This window comes from Paenibacillus sp. JT22N12, assembly GCF_056269365.1.
In genome coordinates this window covers 369,624-386,206 of sequence record NZ_JBWDNU010000004.1, presented here as the reverse complement: position 1 = coordinate 386,206, position 16,583 = coordinate 369,624, and the positions used below count along the sequence as shown (strand labels likewise).

Annotated in this window: 17 protein-coding genes; 2 read left to right on the top strand and 15 right to left on the bottom strand. The window is 51.9% G+C overall.

Going from position 1 to position 16,583, the window contains the following annotated elements:
* Window position 1 precedes the first annotated feature (1 nt).
* Both AC0YOA_RS17410 and AC0YOA_RS17405 read right to left on the bottom strand, forming a co-directional pair.
* Window positions 2-673, bottom strand: a complete 672-nt coding sequence (locus AC0YOA_RS17410) for a response regulator transcription factor (protein WP_475787654.1) — start codon at window positions 671-673, stop codon at window positions 2-4.
* A 225-nt stretch (window positions 674-898) separates the two neighbouring features.
* Window positions 899-1,543, bottom strand: coding sequence for an SOS response-associated peptidase (locus tag AC0YOA_RS17405; RefSeq protein WP_475769783.1), 645 nt, complete (start codon window positions 1,541-1,543; stop codon window positions 899-901).
* A 189-nt stretch (window positions 1,544-1,732) separates the two neighbouring features.
* Here AC0YOA_RS17405 and AC0YOA_RS17400 point away from each other — a divergent pair, with 189 nt between their 5' ends.
* Window positions 1,733-2,869, top strand: coding sequence for a transglutaminase domain-containing protein (locus tag AC0YOA_RS17400; protein ID WP_475787653.1), 1,137 nt, complete (start codon window positions 1,733-1,735; stop codon window positions 2,867-2,869).
* Window positions 2,870-2,895: 26 nt separating this feature from the next.
* Here the strand turns inward: AC0YOA_RS17400 and AC0YOA_RS17395 are convergent, their stop codons facing one another.
* Window positions 2,896-3,234, bottom strand: a complete 339-nt coding sequence (locus AC0YOA_RS17395) for a YrdB family protein (protein WP_475787652.1) — start codon at window positions 3,232-3,234, stop codon at window positions 2,896-2,898.
* 215 nt (window positions 3,235-3,449) lie between these two features.
* On the opposite strand from AC0YOA_RS17395, the gene AC0YOA_RS17390 reads away from it, so the two are divergent.
* Window positions 3,450-3,965, top strand: a complete 516-nt coding sequence (locus tag AC0YOA_RS17390) for a hypothetical protein (protein WP_210042907.1) — start codon at window positions 3,450-3,452, stop codon at window positions 3,963-3,965.
* A gap of 429 nt (window positions 3,966-4,394) precedes the next feature.
* Here the strand turns inward: AC0YOA_RS17390 and AC0YOA_RS17385 are convergent, their stop codons facing one another.
* The 12 genes from AC0YOA_RS17385 to AC0YOA_RS17330 all read right to left on the bottom strand — a co-directional run bounded on the left by AC0YOA_RS17385 (window position 4,395) and on the right by AC0YOA_RS17330 (window position 16,560).
* A complete protein-coding gene (locus tag AC0YOA_RS17385; RefSeq protein WP_475787651.1) occupies window positions 4,395-4,949 on the bottom strand; it encodes a hypothetical protein in 555 nt (184 codons plus the stop codon).
* 240 nt (window positions 4,950-5,189) lie between these two features.
* On the bottom strand, window positions 5,190-6,296 hold the full coding sequence (locus AC0YOA_RS17380; protein ID WP_475787650.1) for a toxic anion resistance protein: 1,107 nt from the start codon (window positions 6,294-6,296) through the stop codon (window positions 5,190-5,192).
* 16 nt (window positions 6,297-6,312) lie between these two features.
* Window positions 6,313-7,056 carry a hypothetical protein gene (locus AC0YOA_RS17375; protein WP_475787649.1) on the bottom strand — a complete coding sequence of 248 codons (744 nt, stop codon included), beginning with the start codon at window positions 7,054-7,056 and terminating at the stop codon, window positions 6,313-6,315.
* 452 nt (window positions 7,057-7,508) lie between these two features.
* Complete coding sequence (locus tag AC0YOA_RS17370; protein WP_475787648.1) at window positions 7,509-8,540, bottom strand: ATP-grasp domain-containing protein; 1,032 nt, start codon at window positions 8,538-8,540, stop codon at window positions 7,509-7,511.
* Complete coding sequence (locus AC0YOA_RS17365; protein WP_475787647.1) at window positions 8,537-9,367, bottom strand: HAD family hydrolase; 831 nt, start codon at window positions 9,365-9,367, stop codon at window positions 8,537-8,539. The genes AC0YOA_RS17370 and AC0YOA_RS17365 overlap by 4 nt, the downstream gene beginning before the upstream one ends.
* The gene (locus AC0YOA_RS17360) at window positions 9,364-10,515 is read right to left on the bottom strand and encodes a cysteine protease StiP family protein (RefSeq protein ID WP_475787646.1); all 1,152 of its coding nucleotides are present in this window, start codon (window positions 10,513-10,515) and stop codon (window positions 9,364-9,366) included. The genes AC0YOA_RS17365 and AC0YOA_RS17360 overlap by 4 nt, the downstream gene beginning before the upstream one ends.
* Window positions 10,512-11,936 carry a phosphoribosyltransferase family protein gene (locus tag AC0YOA_RS17355; RefSeq protein WP_475787645.1) on the bottom strand — a complete coding sequence of 475 codons (1,425 nt, stop codon included), beginning with the start codon at window positions 11,934-11,936 and terminating at the stop codon, window positions 10,512-10,514. The genes AC0YOA_RS17360 and AC0YOA_RS17355 overlap by 4 nt, the downstream gene beginning before the upstream one ends.
* The gene (locus AC0YOA_RS17350) at window positions 11,881-13,086 is read right to left on the bottom strand and encodes an HpcH/HpaI aldolase/citrate lyase family protein (protein WP_379114197.1); all 1,206 of its coding nucleotides are present in this window, start codon (window positions 13,084-13,086) and stop codon (window positions 11,881-11,883) included. The genes AC0YOA_RS17355 and AC0YOA_RS17350 overlap by 56 nt, the downstream gene beginning before the upstream one ends.
* A gap of 103 nt (window positions 13,087-13,189) precedes the next feature.
* Window positions 13,190-13,936 carry a TerC family protein gene (locus tag AC0YOA_RS17345; protein WP_475787644.1) on the bottom strand — a complete coding sequence of 249 codons (747 nt, stop codon included), beginning with the start codon at window positions 13,934-13,936 and terminating at the stop codon, window positions 13,190-13,192.
* A gap of 22 nt (window positions 13,937-13,958) precedes the next feature.
* On the bottom strand, window positions 13,959-15,227 hold the full coding sequence (locus AC0YOA_RS17340) for a TerD family protein (protein ID WP_475787643.1): 1,269 nt from the start codon (window positions 15,225-15,227) through the stop codon (window positions 13,959-13,961).
* Window positions 15,228-15,314: 87 nt separating this feature from the next.
* Complete coding sequence (locus AC0YOA_RS17335) at window positions 15,315-15,893, bottom strand: TerD family protein (RefSeq protein WP_475769771.1); 579 nt, start codon at window positions 15,891-15,893, stop codon at window positions 15,315-15,317.
* Window positions 15,894-15,984: 91 nt separating this feature from the next.
* Window positions 15,985-16,560: a TerD family protein gene (locus AC0YOA_RS17330; RefSeq protein WP_475787642.1), complete on the bottom strand. Its 576-nt coding sequence runs from the start codon at window positions 16,558-16,560 to the stop codon at window positions 15,985-15,987.
* Window positions 16,561-16,583 lie beyond the last annotated feature (23 nt).

Sequence of the window (16,583 nt, the reverse complement as noted above, 5' to 3'; positions counted from 1 at the left end):
TTTATTTGATCAGCCGAAAACCGAAGCCGCGGATGCTTTGAATTAATTTGGATTCATAGGGTCCGTCGATTTTTTTGCGCAGCAGCTTGACGGTCGCGTCAACGGCGTTGGGCGTTATATCTGCGGACAAGCCCCACACTTGATCCATGATTTGCTGCCGGCTCAGCACCTGTCCGGCGTTCATCACCAAATAAGCGAGCAGCTGGAACTCCCGTCTGGTTAATGTAACCGGAATATCCTGACGGAGCACCTCGAAAGTCTGCATATTGACAACCAGGTCGCTGATCCGGTAAATTCCGCTGGTCCAATCCGTTTCTATTCGCCTCGCGAGCACCTGAATGCGTGCGAGCAGCTCTTCGAATGCGAAGGGCTTGACCAGATAATCATCAGCCCCGGACAGCAAGCCGCTTACCCGGTCCGGTACGGCATCCCGTGCCGTTAGCATCAGAATCGGCGTATGCAAATTCCGGCTCCGCGCTTCCTGGCAGAGCTCCAGACCGGTTTTTCCCGGCAGCATCCAGTCCAGGATGAACAGATCATAGCGGGCGGCCTCCATATAGTCGAGAGCCATACCTCCATCCGTAACCCAATCAACCGAGTGAAGCTGCTTGGCAAGCTTGTACTCCACCAGAGGCCCAAGCCCGATATCGTCTTCAACCAGTAATATTCTCAAACGCTGCACTCCTCCCTTACGTCAGTCCATTCCATGCCTGACTCCAGTATAATAGCCTGGCCAATAACAGAGACACAGACGCAATAACAAGATGGTCATGCCGGCCGCAGGTCAGGCTCTTCTTGCACTCAGCTTACAGGAGAATACTGAAATTTGTATGAAAAAAAGGCCCTCCCCTTCTACAAAATGCAGAAGACAGAGGGCCTGATCTATGGCGGCAATACGCTATATAACCTCGGGACGCGGAGAATCAAATTCGACTTTGTCGCTGCCCGTGGCAGAAAGCGGAATGCTCAGCATGCGCATGACGTCCATGGAGCGGAGCATAGGATGCAGCGGCGAGAGCTCTACTCCATCCTTTTTCAGCCAGTTGTCCATGTCCTCCTGCTCCAGAATTGCGGGCATAAGCTCCTGATATGGAGAAACAAGGGCATTGGCACGGGTCATGAGCAGGGTGCAGGTGCGCATCTCCCCTCCGGAGGCTGAGCGGAATACATCATACAGACCAGCGATTCCGAATGTCCCGCTGCGCATCGATATTTTGACTCTTTCCGTCTCCTTGCCAACCGTTCTGCTCAGGTAGAAGCCATTGCATGGAATGACGCAGCGCTGTTTCTTCACAACACGGTCGAATATCGGTTTCCACAGCATGGTCCTGCTGTCCATCCATAACGAATCCTTGGCCCAGAAAGGCATCAGCCCCCAGCGGCACTCATCCATGACCCGGTTTTCCTTGTGCTCGAATATGGCGGAAAGCGATTCCGTCGGTCTGATTTCACGGCGGTTTGCCGTATGGTATATCACCTGGTCGATTTGAAAGCGATCCGTCAGTTCAGAAGCGTCAGCCATAATGGAAATAGATTGGCACATGCAAAATCACCTACCTCTTCATGTTTTGACTAGTATTTGCCTATATCCCCCATTCCATGTACGAGAACATGAAAATTTGCTGTATCCCACAAGAATTCTTCATGTTTCAAAAGTTCGGTCGATATAATAAAGGACAACTATTGAAGGCATTCAAAGGTTTGAAGCAGTTATTGGCGGGGGTGGGCAGTGATGAATTCTCCATACGGCAGGCGAGGATCAACGTTCATTTTACTACTCGGTTTGGGGCTGATGATGTTTTTATGGCGGGGTGATGCGGCCAGCGCCGCCGGCGATTCTGCGGCCACTATCCAAGACTATGAGAAGAAGCTGGGAGCCGCGATGCTCCGGAAACCTGCCGCATACAGCATCGTTTATACGGGCGGCACCTTGGCAATGGATCAGCTGGAGAGCATCCTCCGGCGTATTCACAATGCGAACGATTATCTTCACTACAGCACCAGGCAGTACCGGTACGCCGCCTCAACCGACGGCCGCAAGACAACCGTAAGCTATACGTTTGAATATTGGGAAACCCAGGCCCAGTCCAATCAGGTGAGCTTGAAGGTCAAGGAGGTTCTGGGCAAAATCATTACCCGGAATATGAATGATTTTCAGAAGGAAAAAGCGATCCACGACTGGATCGAATCCAATCTGTCCTATGATACGACACTCAGGCAGTACTCCGCGTACGCCGGTCTGTTTGGCAATAAGAAGACAGTCTGCCAGGGCTATGCGCTGCTCGCGTTCAAGATGCTGTCGCAGGCGGGCATTGAGAATAAAATTATCGAAGGGAATGCGGGGGGTCAGCTGCATACGTGGAATCTGGTCAAGCTGGACGGGAAATGGTACCATCTGGACACCACATGGAATGACCCGGTTCCGGATAAGCCCGGACGAATTATGTATGATTATTACAACCTGACGGATGCCCAAATGAAAGCCTCGCACACCTGGAAAAAATCCGCCTCCTATCCGGCTGCCGTTACTTTGTTCGAAACCACACTCGATGCGAAAAGAAAATCGGATGCCGGCAATGCGGCTTTCTATCAAAATCTGAAAAAAACGCTGGGCCTGCATTATATGGAAGCCGCCTATACAGCCGGGAATGCTGCCGATCTATCGGGCTTTATCGCGAATGCCATCAAAGCAAATCAGAACAGCTTCACCATTCGCTATACGAACAAACGAACGCTCGCCTCCGACATCAAGAAGGCGTTCAGCGGTACGAACAACATCTCCAGGTACAGTTATTCATACTCCGACTATACAAGAAGTCCTTCAAGCGCGGATGTTCTGGTTGCAGTCACTCTGACCAGAAGGAAATAACCGGGAATGACAGGAGACTGATGGATTCACAGCTTCAACGCAAGCACCAGCGCCCAATCCACCCATGCGATTACCAGGAATATAGCGGCGGGCTGCTTTTGCCCTGCTGTGTATAAGGCCGCTGCCGCCAGTGTGAATACGATAATCTGAAGCGCGGCGCGCAGCGGCGGAGTAACAGGAATAGATGCTTTGGGAGCGATGAACAATCCCCACAGGATGGCAACCGCCAGCGGAGCGCCGATCCCCGCAACGACGTTCACGAGTAACCCTTTGTCAATATGAAAGCCCCAATATCCGAATGCGGCCAGAGCACCCAGCTCTACCAGGAACAACACAAGCAGCAGTACAGATTGAATAATGAACATAAGAGCAGCCTTCTTTCATTTGAGATGGACGTTTGTTGGCACAGGTTTAATAACCGTTGGTAATAATATAACCAATGGTTATTAAACCGTCAATAACTTTCTGCCGGCTGCCTCGGTCTGAAGACCGAGAAGAAATCATCCTAAAGCATATTTTTCAATAAAGATATCTATGGTACGATCTAGGAAGCCTAATAAAACGAACGGAGGAAAAGATTATGTCTAAAAAAGCACCACTCGGCGCACTGCTCGTTCTGGTCGGAATATTCCTGTTCACAAGCCGGGACAACGTCATGGGACCAGGCAAGGTCATGGCTTACTTCTGGCCAAGTTTATTCGTTATTCCGCTTGGGCTGCTGTTTCACTGGATGTATTTCTATGCGACAGAGCGCAGGGGGATCGGCTTGTTAATTCCGGGAGGCATTTTATTCGGGGCCGGCATCGTCTGCCAGATCTCCATGCTGTTCGACGGCTGGGCTTATATGTGGCCGGGCTTCCCGCTGGCTGTAGCGTTCGGACTGTTTGAATTCTATTGGTTCGGCAAACGAAACCGCTGGATGCTTGTGCCGGTGTTCATTCTCGGGAGCGCCTCCATCATCTTCTTTGTCGCCTTCACGCTGGGAACGATCTTCAGCTTTCACTTCATTGGACAAACGACAGCGGCTGTCGCCCTGGTTGTAGCCGGTGTTCTGCTGATGCTGAAAAAAAAATCCGACGACAACTCCACCTATTGAAGCTTGCCGACTCGTGATTATTTGAAGAAACCGGGTGCCTGCCGCCCTGTCGATTAATCAAGAAGAAACGGCTTCGCCGTCCTTTCGCGGCACAGCAAGTTTCTTTCCTCGGAAATAGAAGCCAAAGTATGGGGAATTCTAACCTTTCTGATATCTCGACGAAAAGAGACTGCTCCGGAATGTCATTCTCATGACACCCTGGAGCAGTCCCTTTTTTTTGTTTCAATCCTCGATTCAATCATTCAGCTCCGCAATCGCTTCTGCTTTCTCGCTGCTGGCGACTACCAGCAGAACCGCAATCAAGCAGCCAATGATAAGTGAAACACCCATAGGACCTCTCCTCTTCGACATCGGATGTTCTATCCTATGTCAGTGAGTCTAGCAATATGAATAGTTTCACCATGCGAGAGAACAATTATACGCGGGTACCTACCACCGTTTGCCCGACTTCCCTTTGAAATCAATATCGTCAAGCGTCCCGAGCCGCTCATAGGTCTCCTTATAAATCCTGATCAGGCTCTGCACCTTGTTGAATTCATTATCCTCCGGCCCATAGCCGTCCATATACATCCGCTGTATAATATCCTGAAAAAAAGCGATGCGCTCCTGCACCATCTCCTTCTCCAGCTGGAGGACCTCCTCAAAGCTGTGCGCTTCGATAAAATCAGTCTTCTCATCCCGCCCCGGCTGGGGGGAAGGCTTGGTGTATTCATCCGAGCCCTCCGGCCGCAGATCGATTGACGTTCGGAGCGCGGACAGCGTAATATTCTCACGGGCCAACAGCACATGAAAATCCTTGTTCTTCAGCAGATCCGTTACCACGATCGCGCACATTTCCTTATTTTGCAGCAGAATGCCGTCAAAAGGATGGAGCGTCCACTCTTCATCGCGCATAAACAGAGTAAAGATAAATACAGTGCTCCCGTATTGATAATGGATATTAATAATGGAATCGTCTATCAGCTCAAAAGAAAAATCCAGCATCGGACTTCTCCCCCTTTATTCACATGGTATCTTGTCACTTATTCTACCAAAATGATCCACATAAATACAGCAGGGACAAAGGGGTAAAGGGAGAGAACCTCCGCCATCCGTTTCCGGTCAGCCGCACAAAAAAAGCTCGCCCTCAAGAGCCGGGCAAGCTGAAGTGAAAGTGGATAACCGCGGCGGAAAGTAAGGATGAAGCGAGCTGCGCCGCCATCCGCAGAATGCGGTTTTGCCGCACTATTCAAGAAAGCTGCTCGCCTCTTTGGACGCAGCTATATCTTTGACGCCGCCTGGTACGGGCGCTTCCCCCTGAGACAGACCGAGACGATCGCTCAGTTGGCCATTGATGGCTGTCATGCGTGTGGTGTAATCATTGCAGCTGTCAATAATGCGGCGGTTCGACTGCTCCGAGGCATCCAGAGCCGCTACAAGGTCGCCAATCGCCTGATTGACGGATTCCATCGACATGGCAGGCTTGGACAAGAGCTCTGTCGTCTTCTCCGTCGTCGCCCTCAGCAGCTTGGCATTTTCCTTGAACTGCTCCTCTATTGTCCGGTTGGTGGCGTCCACCGCCGCAATGACCTTCTCCTGGTCATTAAGGGCGAGCGCTATCATCGCTGACACCGTGATCAGATTAACGGTCTTGTCGATGGCATTGCTCACGGAATCGATCAGCTTGTCGTTATTGTCGTTAATGATATCCGTTGCGGCAATCGCCTGATTATAGAGCATGATCATCTCGGTCATCGATTGAATCCGCGTGACGACCTTGCGGAGCCCGCGCTCCAGCTGCGGCTTGCGCGATTCGCGCGCAGGGTTGGCGATTTCCGCTTCAAACAGATGCTTGAGCTTGTTGCCAAAAGCGATCTTGGTCTGGAGATTGTAAATCTCCGCGATCGCCAATTTCTTCAGCTGGCGCATATTGATAATATTTTCTTCCAGCGAATCCTTGCCGTCCCGCAGACCTGCGACGATCGTGTCGACATTGGTGCGGACACTCTGGTATTTGTAGACATAATTTTTGAGCGGGCTCTTGCGCAGCAGCTTGCCGAAGAGGCTGACATTCTTGCTCTGCTGCAGCCTTTCGCATTCACTGCGCAGCTTCAAGATCATGTTCGATACTTCGGCGCGGTCTCCGGACATCAGGTCATTAACCGGCCGGTCCAGCATTTTCAGCGTTTGCCCGGCCTTTTCCTGCGTTTTGGCTCCCAGCTTGCCAATCTCGTCCATCAGGGAGTCCAGCTCCAGCGTATCCGTATGAGCGACCTTCTGAATCAGCAGCGACGCTTCCTCAGCGACTTTCTGCTGGTCTTCTTTTTTTAACTCTACAAGTTGAGCAGCCATTCGTTAACCCCTCCTCTTATAATTCGGAACTGCTGTACCGCTGGTGAATGAGCTCTGCTTTGGTCTGAAGCTCAAGCAAATCCTTGTGCTCGACGGTGGAGACAATATCGGAAATTTTCGTATCCACTTCCTTAATGCCGTTAAGCAGCATCCTCCGGTTGCGGGTCTTGGCTTCGCCGCCCAAACGCAGAAAAGGATTCAAAATGCCGTTCAAATCTTTGAGAATCAATCGCTTGACCGTATGGTTCACATTGCTGTCCTTAAGCTCCTGCAGAAGCGGGATAATCCGCTGCAGCCTGGCGAACAGGGCGAGAGATTTCAGGACGATCTCATCGTCCAGCGCATTCTTCTGGCCTTCGGATATAACCATATCCTCCAGTACCTCCAGGTACTCCACAACAGGGGCAAATTCGGGACTGATTTCCTGTCTATGTCCTCCACTTGCGGCAGCGGACTGATCAGAGAAGGGTGACGGTGCGGACGCGCGCGGTTCCCCGGAGGACGGTTCACTGCCAGCCTGACGGACCGGGGGGTTGGAATGAGAGTCGCCCGGCTTCAAGGAAGAGGAAGCATCAGGCAAAAATTCAGGAGAAATGGCGGGATTGTGGCTCCGCTTCTTCCTCTTGGGCAGCAGGCTGCCGATGATTGCGGCTATAACGGGAATGAGCAGCGACGCCAGCTCCGGAACGAGCGGACTGGTTACAACAGCTGCGACGTAACCGATCGCTGCAGCAATAAGCATATTGGATCTGAAAAGCATATACCGTAAACCCCCTTCGATAAGGACTGGCTTACCTATATTGTAGAAATACAGTGGAACGCTGTCAACAAAGCAGGCTTCCTGTAAAATTTTACACCCGCTTTACGGTTAACCATTCGCGTCCTTTGGCGGTCATGTTCCATGAGATCTTACAGACATTCATAGAAGTGAAACTTCTACATGCTGTCAAGCCAAGAGAACCGGCTGATGCGGTCCTTTGCCCAGCAGGCTTCTTCCTCTCAGAAATAAAAGCAGCGTATAGGCAGGATTTATTCTATTTTATATTTGCATAAGAAAGAAGAAACGGCTCGCCCCGTCCTTTGCAGGCAAGTTCGTTTCTTCCCATAAAGATATCAGAAAAGCAGAAGCCAGATGTCATACTTTCTGAATATGCAAAAAAGCCGCCGACTGCATTACACAGTCAGCGGCTTTCTCAAAATCAGTGGAATCCCTTACGACCAATCCGCCATACGCATCGGCTGCTCGATGTGGCTTGCCAGAATGTCATATTCCGGCGCAAGCGGGCCCACTTCCCCGCCGAGAGCTTCCTTCACGGCGAGATAGGGGAAATTCACTCCCGACAAGCAGGTGACATGCAATCCGCCGGACATGCGCGGATTAATCTCGAGCAGCTTGGGGGTGTCTCCGTTATATTTCATTTGAATATTGAAGTTGTAGGGAATCCGGTACGTCCTGGCTACATTATTCGCTATGGCCAGCAGCTCCTCATTGCGCTCCAGAAGGCGCAGACGGCCCCCTGCTTTGCGCCGGGGCACGGCCGCCAGCAACTCCCCTTCTTTGCTTGCGAAGCAGTCTATGCTGTACTCAAGTCCCGGGAGCTGCTCCATGACCATCAGATTCGGGAATTCCTGTACGGTGCCCAGGGCCTGATAAGCATCGCGGAACGAGACCAGTCTGGTCGAGACACCGAACAGCTCCTCCAGCGGATCTCTGGTATCATCAATGATCCGGAAGCCCACTCCCCCTTCGGAATTAGTCGGCTTGAAGCAGACGCGGTGACCCAATGCGGTTAATCTATCGTAGGCGCGCTTGAATTCCTCCGCATCGTTGACCACTTCGTAATCGGGAATGACCATAACCCCTGTCTTTTCGACCGATTTGTAGAAATGATCCTTCTCCATCAGCATCTCAAGCAGCCCGGTATCCCGGCATACCACAACGCGGGTGCCAATTTCCTCGAAAAGGTCGAGATGCCTGGCAATATCGAGCATATGCAATCGGGGGATGAACACATCGATCTCATGCTTCCTGCAGAATTCCACGCAAAACTCGACATATTCCATGCCTTTGAGCGCCGGCTCCGTCTCGGCATGATCGCAGGCCTGCAGCGACATATGCCGCGGGTCGGGATGGGTGCCGAATAGTTTGACCTCCAGCCCGTCCGCGTTATTGCGTATCAGGTTCATATAATGATACGCAACAGAGAACCAGCGATTGAAATAAATATGGACCTTCTTCTTCATAGAGAACCCTTCACCGCTTCCTTCGTCTGATAGACCGCATGAACATAATCCAGAATTTCATCCGCTGCAAAAATCCCCGATTTCACTGTGAAGCGCTCCGGTATCGAGTCCGGACTACGCTGCTTCTCGCGGAACAATTCCCCGTGGCTCGGGGCAATCGCATAATCGGCTATCTCCAGCAGGCATTGATCCAGAAGGGAATCGCCGGAGGCGATCAATTCGCTGACTCCAAGCCGCCTGCGGACTTCATGAACCGCATCCGCCTTATTGACGGCAGCGGGGACCAGGTAGATTTTCCTCCCCTGAATCGAGACCTCCCAGCCCAGCGCCTTCACCTGTTCGGCCTTCTCCAGAACAGCCTCAAGCGGCATCCGGTCGCGCTCTATAACAAAGGCATAGAACAGCTCATCGCAGAAGCGCTCCCCCACAACCCACTGCTCATTCATAATCGGTTCAAAATAACTCCGCACCTCTACGGCATCGGCCGCAAGCGCAGATACTTTCCCGCGGATCATCGACCGCCAGTCCTCATCCACCCTGCCGTGCAGCAGAATATTGCCCCCATTGCTGGTAACGGCATAACCCGGCACAACGTGATCGCGGAAGACATGAATCCGTTCGTACTGCGCCACCGTGCGGGTAGTTACGGGAACGAATTCCATCCCCGCGGGCAGTCCCTGAAGCAAGGACAGTGTATATTTTGACATGTAAGATACAATCTTTCCGCTCACGGTCTCTGCCGGCAGGATGTCCGGCGATTCGAGAGGAGCGCCCATGGAACGGGTTGAATAGATCAGGGTTTGATCCAAATCGCTGGCGTAAATCATTCCGTGCCGCCTTTCAGCGGCTTGATGATGCCGCAGCAGGAATAGGTCAGACCCGGATATACCTCAACCGGCACGCCGCGGTCCTTGGCCAGCAGCAGAATATGCTGCAGGAACGGGTTGTTCATCCGGTCCACGAGAATACGCCAGGGAACCCTGCGCAGCAGCACTCGCGTCGTCTCGCCGACGCCCGGCTTCACCAGATTCACATCGTCGATGCCGAAGGCCTGCTGGATCGCCCGGATATCCGCGAGTCCTTTCCAGGACACCTCCGCCTCCCGCTCCGTCATCGCAACTGCCTGCTGATACGCAGTCTCCGCGACAGCCGGGAAGAAATCCGATACGGTATCCACGAACAGATTGGATAGATCGTTCTCCAGCCATTCCCTGTAGAATTTGGCTCCGTGGAATTCATCCGGACCGATCAGATCATCCCGCAGCACCGTGCGGCTCATCAGGCCGGATACTGTAGAATTCAGACATGCGCTCGGGATCAGGAAATCCTCGCGCGTTCCGTAGGTTTCGCAGCAGAAGCCGGGATCGGCCAGCACAGCCAGATCATCATCCAGCCGGTAGCCGTATTTTTCCGCAAAATCATTGGAGGCCTGCGTCAGCACCTGACGAATGGCGCCCTTGCCTGTCCAGCCGTCCACAAACTGGAGATAACTATCCAATCCATGCTGCTGCAGCATATAAAGCACCGCATTCTCGTCAATGCCCTTGCCGCGGATAATGGAAATGCTGTAATGCGGCATATCTGCGCCATAGCGGTAAGCAATATACCGCTTGATCAGAATGCCGATCGGCGTCCCCGCACGCGCCAGGGAGACCAGAACCCCTTTGAGCCCCCGCTTAAGAACGATCCGCTCCGCGACTACAGCCGCCGCAAGCGCCACCTTCCCCGCAGACTCTGTCAGCGTGCGGTGAAACAGCTCGATATATTCGGCTGTCGGCTGATATTCAACCGGCAGCATTTCCGAATAATGCACGCCCGACTGTATGGCTTCTTCCCGATCCTCGGTCGGCCGCTCCAGCTGAACCCCGCTCAGATCCTTGAGCAGGAATATGACATCCGACGGCGCATAGCTGCCCATAGGCTCTGGAGAAGCAATGCGCGTCTGACTGAGTTGCCCGGTTATCGTCTGCTTCATGATTCGAATGTCTCCCATCCATGGACGTTTCCTGAGAAAAATACCGCAAACACTTTCCTGCCTGCCAGCTGCCGCAGAATGGCCAGCATCGGTTTCACGCGCGAGGGCGGCATATCCCGCTCGAACAAGACGAAAATCTCGTCGTATTGCCCGGGTGAAATATTGTAGATGAAGTTTCTGACCGATTCGTCCTCCGGCGAGGGATACGGATACCCGCAGGCAACCGCATAATCCGGCAGATCGGCGGAATAGATCGGACTTCTTGTCGTGGATTGATAGCTGATGCCATCGCCCATCCCAGCGGCGATTCTCATGGGAACGTACATAAATTCTCCCGTTCCCAGGACAAGCGTACTGGAGCTGCCGCGGCATGTCTTCAGCCACTCTGCCAGCCCGCTGATATGGTCATCGGCAGCCGCATGGTCCTCCGATTGTATTCCGAAGCGGCCGGTTTGTTTCATATAAGGCGCCGGATTCAGTTCGCCGCCGGAATTGGCGGATACGGCATCTATGCTTTCAAGAGTCTCCGCATGATGCATAACAACCAGATCGGCAGCCTTTTTATGGGTGATCAATGTAAATGCATTCTCGGCCTCAAGCCTTGGTGCGCCATCAACCTCCATCTGTCCTTTAAGCAAATAGACCGATTGGATGTCAATATCAAGCTCATTCTGCAGCTTGCGCACCTGCTGCTCGTTATCGGCTGTCCGCCAATCCAGCAGAGAAGCAATTACATATTGTTTTCGTGGAAATTTGGACTGGATATCGCGAATAATGTTCAAGGCTGTTTGACCGGTTGTCATTTCATCATCCACCAGCACAATGGGCTCATGACCCGAGAAAAGCTCAGGATCTAAAGCATAGCAGCGATGAGCGACCGCGTGGGAATGCTCTTCCTCGAAATTAATCAGCGAGTTCAGCTGCGGTATATACTCACGTGTCGTATGGATGTAAGAGGCGCCGTCCGCGAAAGCATGGAACACGCTGTGTCCAAGCGCAGTCGCCGTCTCTGCAAAACCAATGCAGAGTATGGACTCCGGCAGCCGGGGCTTATCACGCATCAGGCGGCGGTAAGCCTCCTCGGCCCGGGATGGGTCTCTGAGACCGGACAGCAATTCCTCCAGCAGGGGTTCAATGACCTTCCTGGTTGATTGAAACAGCCGGGCATGTATCAACAGCGCCAGCGCCGCTCCACTCAGAAGGGGGGTATAGGGATGGACCGGAATATGCTTGCCCAACAGCTTGCTGACAAACAGAAAGGATCGTTTCTTATTGATTCGTGCCGCCATGGAAAACAAAAGCCCCACGGGCAATTGGAAGGGGTTATCGGTCTCGGCAACTTTGATCTGCAAATCCTCAAAGAGCTTATACGTATGCACGTTCGTTCCCTTGGAGGAGGGTGATGAAATGCTGTTGTTCATGTAACACCCCATATACTTGTGATCGGAGCAGGATTCGTCTTGCCCAGTTCTGATGCGGCTTCATTTCATTCATTTTATTGGCATACTGGCTTTTGAGCACGCCATGATGGCCATCATTAAGAGCAACAATACTGGTGGCGTCGGCATATTCCTCATGCGTGACCGCATAAAGCGCCTGTACGGGCTTGATATGGGTGGGGTGAATAATGGTTTTTCCGATAATGCCGTTTTCCTTGTCCATAATAACCTCGCGGATCAGTCCATCCATGGGATCCTTGGTGAATCTGGATCTCAGATCGTGACCTGTGCTGCCGAAGGCTTCCTCAAAAGGCGTAACCCGCAGCTGCGGCTTCATTACCCGCTCACGCTTGGCGAAGTATTCCCAGACCGAACCGGAAATCACATAGCCTGCTTCTACCCGACCAAACACATTAATAATATCCGCGATGCAGTCCCGGATCGGGGCAATCTCATAAATAGTCATGTCTGGGCTCCTGCGCAGACCAAACAAACTGGAGAAGTCCGTGGCGCCAACCCTTACATTAAGTACGTAGTCGTGGTAGTCATCGAGAATCGCTTTGATCGCAAGCAAGGAGTCCAATCGGCTTTCACGGTAAATAACAGAGGAGCTTTCCAATATCGGCAGTCCGTACAACACCGGGGCAGAAGCAGCCCTGTTCTCGTTGTAATCCGCAATCTGCTGAAAATAATCGCGTCCGTTCTCCTGCGTGAACTTGGGAAGGACAAAGCCGGTAATCAGCGTAATCGTATCGGCCAGACGTACGAGCAGACGTTTCAATTGCGCGGCGGAGCGTACCCTGATAAGCAGAAGCGGCACTTCCGATTCCAGCAGGGTTCCGATCTTGATATATGAAGCAATCAGGAACAACTGCTGCATCAAGGATTCTTCCGCCAGCTCCACCTGTTTGTCGCCAATGGCATCTTCAAGATCCATGACGGCGGTGACCAATCCTTCATTCTTCCCGGAAATAATATCATCCGCAATATGCGGCCTGGTTGCCGGCATGTACAAAGCAGCCCCCACCGCATGGGCTAATAATTCCTTATCGGAGGAGTGATTAAATGAAATCGGCGGGCTGAAAAACAACGACTTTTCTTCTTCACGCGATAAATAATTAAAGTATCTCAGCCTGATCTCCTCCTTCCATCCCAAGCAAATCTGTCTCTACTACTTTCATAAAATAATCAGGCCTCCGGCTGAATTCTAGCCATGCCTGAAGGCCCGTCATGCATCAGGACTTGCGCAGCGCTTCTTTCTTTTGCCGGTTCATGCTGTAGATAATCGTTCCGGCAAACACCGCGATAATAATGGCAAAAAACCAGACATGCGGCAGATGATAGTCGAACGCACCAGCCAGCATCTTCGCTGCAATGATGGCGATCAGGAAGAAGGCTGCCCGCTCCAGCTCCGGAAATTTGTCGATGAGCTTGAGGAAAACCTGGGCAACGCCCCGCATCATCAATACGCCCAGAATACCGCCGACGAACAATACCCATACCTCGTTGCTTATTCCGAATGCGGCTACGACGCTGTCTATACTGAAAGCGATATCCATCAGCTCAACAAGCAGAACGGTCTTCCAGAAGGAATGGCCTTTATTGACCTTCTCTTCCCCTGCGACTTCCGATTTCTTGAAGATACCGGTGTAGGCAATGTAGAACAGATAGGCAGCGCCAAGTACTTTAACCAGTGTAAATTTGACGAGAAAGGTTCCCAATCCGATCGCAATAAACCGGAAAATATAGGCACCCAGGAGACCGTAGAATAGGGCCCTTTTCTGCTGCTCTTTGGGCAAATGCTTGACCATGACCGCCAGAACCAGGGCGTTGTCAGCAGACAGCAGCCCTTCCAGCAGCACGAGGCTTGCAATGATTCCCCAGCTCACGGGATCCGATAAGGTATTGACAATTGAATCCCAAGAGAAGAATTGCCCATAGCTATCGCCGATATTAGTAAAGAAATCCATAAACCAATCCATTTAATGCCGCCTCTCAACCAATTTATTTACTTCCCGCTTTCCATCTCAGGCCCCAGGAATAAGCCTCATCGACTTCTCTGTGGCCGTTGAAAAATTGCACAAGCCGTTCAATGCTGAAGGTTTCGTTATTCACATTCGTAATCATGGCAATGGCGCACATTCCCTTGCTGTTGTCATGCTCGTTCATATGAACAACGATCTCCGGGCCGCCGGCCTGCTTGATCGTAATAACGCCATCGGCGTCAGACCAGTTCTTGACTCCTTCATAAATAAACGTAAACACGACAATGCGCTTGATATCCGCTATCCGGGCGCCGTTAATCCTCATATTCTCGCCGGTCGATACCGTACCGGTGCGGTCATCCCCATCCAGAGCGATAAAAGGAGGCCTGTCCAAGGAGCCAAATGAGCTGCCCAGCGCCTGGACAACGCCTTTATCGCCGTTCTTAAGCTCGAACAGGCAAGCCAGATCCAGGTCAACCCCTTTGCTGCGGCCGAATAATCCGGTTTTGCTCTTCTTCTGATTCCAGTTCAGGTTGATCAGAATTTCACCAAGACCGCCTGCCGATTTCTTCAGGTTGATGGTGTCGCCCTTCTTCTTCAGCTCAATCTTGGTCAGATTAAGCGGAGCCGGAGCTGGCGTCGGGGCTGGAGCTGGGGTTGGTGCAGCCGCCTGCGGTGCAGGGACTGGCGCAGGGACAGGCTTGGATGCTGGCGGCGTTGGTACCGGAGCAGGCGCAGCCTCGCTGACCTCAATGCCGAAATTTCCGCACAGGGCGTCCAAACCGCCCGAGAAGCCTGCGCCAATCGCATTGAACTTCCATTGACCATTGTGCCGGTATAATTCCCCTGCCACAATGGCCGTTTCAACGGAGAAGTCGTTTGCCAGATCATACCGGAGCACTTCCGCACCGTTCTGATTATTAAGGAATTGAATAAAAATGCCGCTGGTCTGGCCAAAGTTCTGCCGACGCTTCTCACCTTCATAGATCGTCAGGGTGAAGGCGATTTTCGCTACATTCCCCGGTACCCGGTTCAGCTGGATTTTGAATTGCTTCTGGACAGGAGCAGCTTGTCCATCCTGATAATTAATGAATGCGGTGGAAGCATTGTTATAGAAAATAAGATCATCATCGCTGGAAACTTTTCCGTTTACTCCCAGCAAAAAGGCGGAGGTATCCAGCTCAAGCGATGCTTGCGCGTTCCATCCGATTCCTACTGTGATGTCCTGCAATCCTGGTACCGCAGCGGTCAGATCCGCCTTCTGCCCCTTAATTACCGTGGTGCCCATTAAGCGTCCTCCTTAAGGGTTGATAAAGATGAAGAAGAAAGGATGGCTAAAGTCATATAATGACCTGCCACCCTGGAGCCTGGAGCGTTAAACGTCCAACCCGTAGTTTCGGCAAAGAGCGGCAAGGCCTCCGGAGAAGCCGCTTCCGATCGCCTGAAACTTCCATTCGGCCCCGTGACGGTAAAACTCGCAGAATACAACAGCGGTTTCTGTAGAGAAGTCTTCCCCCAGATCGAAACGCAGAACTTCACGGTTTGAGGCTTCATCCACTACCCGCACGAACGCGTTCGTCACTTGTCCGAAGTTTTGGGCGCGGGCATCGGCATCATGGATGGTGACCGTAATTCCGATACGATGAATGGCAGCCGGGATTTGGCTCAGATCGACAAGAATCTGTTCGTCATCCCCGTCGCCTTCCCCCGTACGATTGTCTCCCGTATGAACAACGGAGTTGTTTCCGCCGCTTTTATTATTGTAGAAAACAAAATCATCGCTGCCCTTGGCCTTGCCGTCCTCATAGAGCAGAAAAGCAGATGCATCCAGGTCAAAATCCTGGCCGCCGCTGTATTTGTTCGTGTCCCAACCCAGACCGGCAACCACCTTGGTCAAACCCGGGTTTGTTTTGGTAAGATCAATCCGTTGTCCTTTTGAAAGATTAATTGACATCGTATGCTCCTTCCCGGCTGTTTACCGTTTCATCGTTTATAAAGAATACAAGACCGCCCGTGTCAGGCGGCCCTGCAGTACTTACAGCTTATTAAGCAAGTCCATAATCGCGCGTCAATCCGGCAAGACCATCCTTGTAGCCGCTGCCGATCGCGTTGAATTTCCACTCGCTGCCATTGCGGTACAGCTCGCCGACAACCACGCCTGTTTCGATCGAGAAGTCTTCGCCCAGATCAAAACGGACCAATTCTTCCTGATTGGCATCATTGACAATGCGCGCATAGGCGCGGGAGACTTGTCCAAAGTTTTGATTGCGCTCAGGTGCTTCATAGATCGTGATCGTGAAGGCAATTTTCTCAACATCGGAAGGTACGGAACCCAGATCCACTTTAACCTGCTCGTCGTCGCCTTCGCCCTCGCCGGTAAGATTATCGCCGGCATGCACAACCGATCCGTTTTCGTTTTGCTTATTGTTGAAGAAAATAAAGTTTTTGTCGCTGGTGACTTTACCTTCCGCATTCGTCAGAAACACGGAGACGTCAAGGTCAAAATCTTTGCCGCCATCGTATTTATTGGTGTCCCAGCCAAGTCCTACAGTGATTTTGGAAAGTCCCGGATTTGATTTTGTGAGATCGATTTTTTGACCTTTGGATAAGTTAATTGCCATCTGATAAAGCACCCGCTTTCGTC

What these genes read in the sequence shown, in the direction of transcription:
- AC0YOA_RS17405 (WP_475769783.1), bottom strand. Translation starts at nt 1,543, where the DNA reads ATGTGCCAATCTATTTCCATTATGGCTGACGCTTCTGAACTGACGGAT.
- AC0YOA_RS17400 (WP_475787653.1), top strand. Translation starts at nt 1,733, where the DNA reads ATGAATTCTCCATACGGCAGGCGAGGATCAACGTTCATTTTACTACTC.
- AC0YOA_RS17395 (WP_475787652.1), bottom strand. Translation starts at nt 3,234, where the DNA reads ATGTTCATTATTCAATCTGTACTGCTGCTTGTGTTGTTCCTGGTAGAG.
- AC0YOA_RS17390 (WP_210042907.1), top strand. Translation starts at nt 3,450, where the DNA reads ATGTCTAAAAAAGCACCACTCGGCGCACTGCTCGTTCTGGTCGGAATA.
- AC0YOA_RS17385 (WP_475787651.1), bottom strand. Translation starts at nt 4,949, where the DNA reads ATGCTGGATTTTTCTTTTGAGCTGATAGACGATTCCATTATTAATATC.
- AC0YOA_RS17380 (WP_475787650.1), bottom strand. Translation starts at nt 6,296, where the DNA reads ATGGCTGCTCAACTTGTAGAGTTAAAAAAAGAAGACCAGCAGAAAGTC.
- AC0YOA_RS17375 (WP_475787649.1), bottom strand. Translation starts at nt 7,056, where the DNA reads ATGCTTTTCAGATCCAATATGCTTATTGCTGCAGCGATCGGTTACGTC.
- AC0YOA_RS17370 (WP_475787648.1), bottom strand. Translation starts at nt 8,540, where the DNA reads ATGAAGAAGAAGGTCCATATTTATTTCAATCGCTGGTTCTCTGTTGCG.
- AC0YOA_RS17365 (WP_475787647.1), bottom strand. Translation starts at nt 9,367, where the DNA reads ATGATTTACGCCAGCGATTTGGATCAAACCCTGATCTATTCAACCCGT.
- AC0YOA_RS17360 (WP_475787646.1), bottom strand. Translation starts at nt 10,515, where the DNA reads ATGAAGCAGACGATAACCGGGCAACTCAGTCAGACGCGCATTGCTTCT.
- AC0YOA_RS17355 (WP_475787645.1), bottom strand. Translation starts at nt 11,936, where the DNA reads ATGAACAACAGCATTTCATCACCCTCCTCCAAGGGAACGAACGTGCAT.
- AC0YOA_RS17345 (WP_475787644.1), bottom strand. Translation starts at nt 13,936, where the DNA reads ATGGATTGGTTTATGGATTTCTTTACTAATATCGGCGATAGCTATGGG.
- AC0YOA_RS17340 (WP_475787643.1), bottom strand. Translation starts at nt 15,227, where the DNA reads ATGGGCACCACGGTAATTAAGGGGCAGAAGGCGGATCTGACCGCTGCG.
- AC0YOA_RS17335 (WP_475769771.1), bottom strand. Translation starts at nt 15,893, where the DNA reads ATGTCAATTAATCTTTCAAAAGGACAACGGATTGATCTTACCAAAACA.
- AC0YOA_RS17330 (WP_475787642.1), bottom strand. Translation starts at nt 16,560, where the DNA reads ATGGCAATTAACTTATCCAAAGGTCAAAAAATCGATCTCACAAAATCA.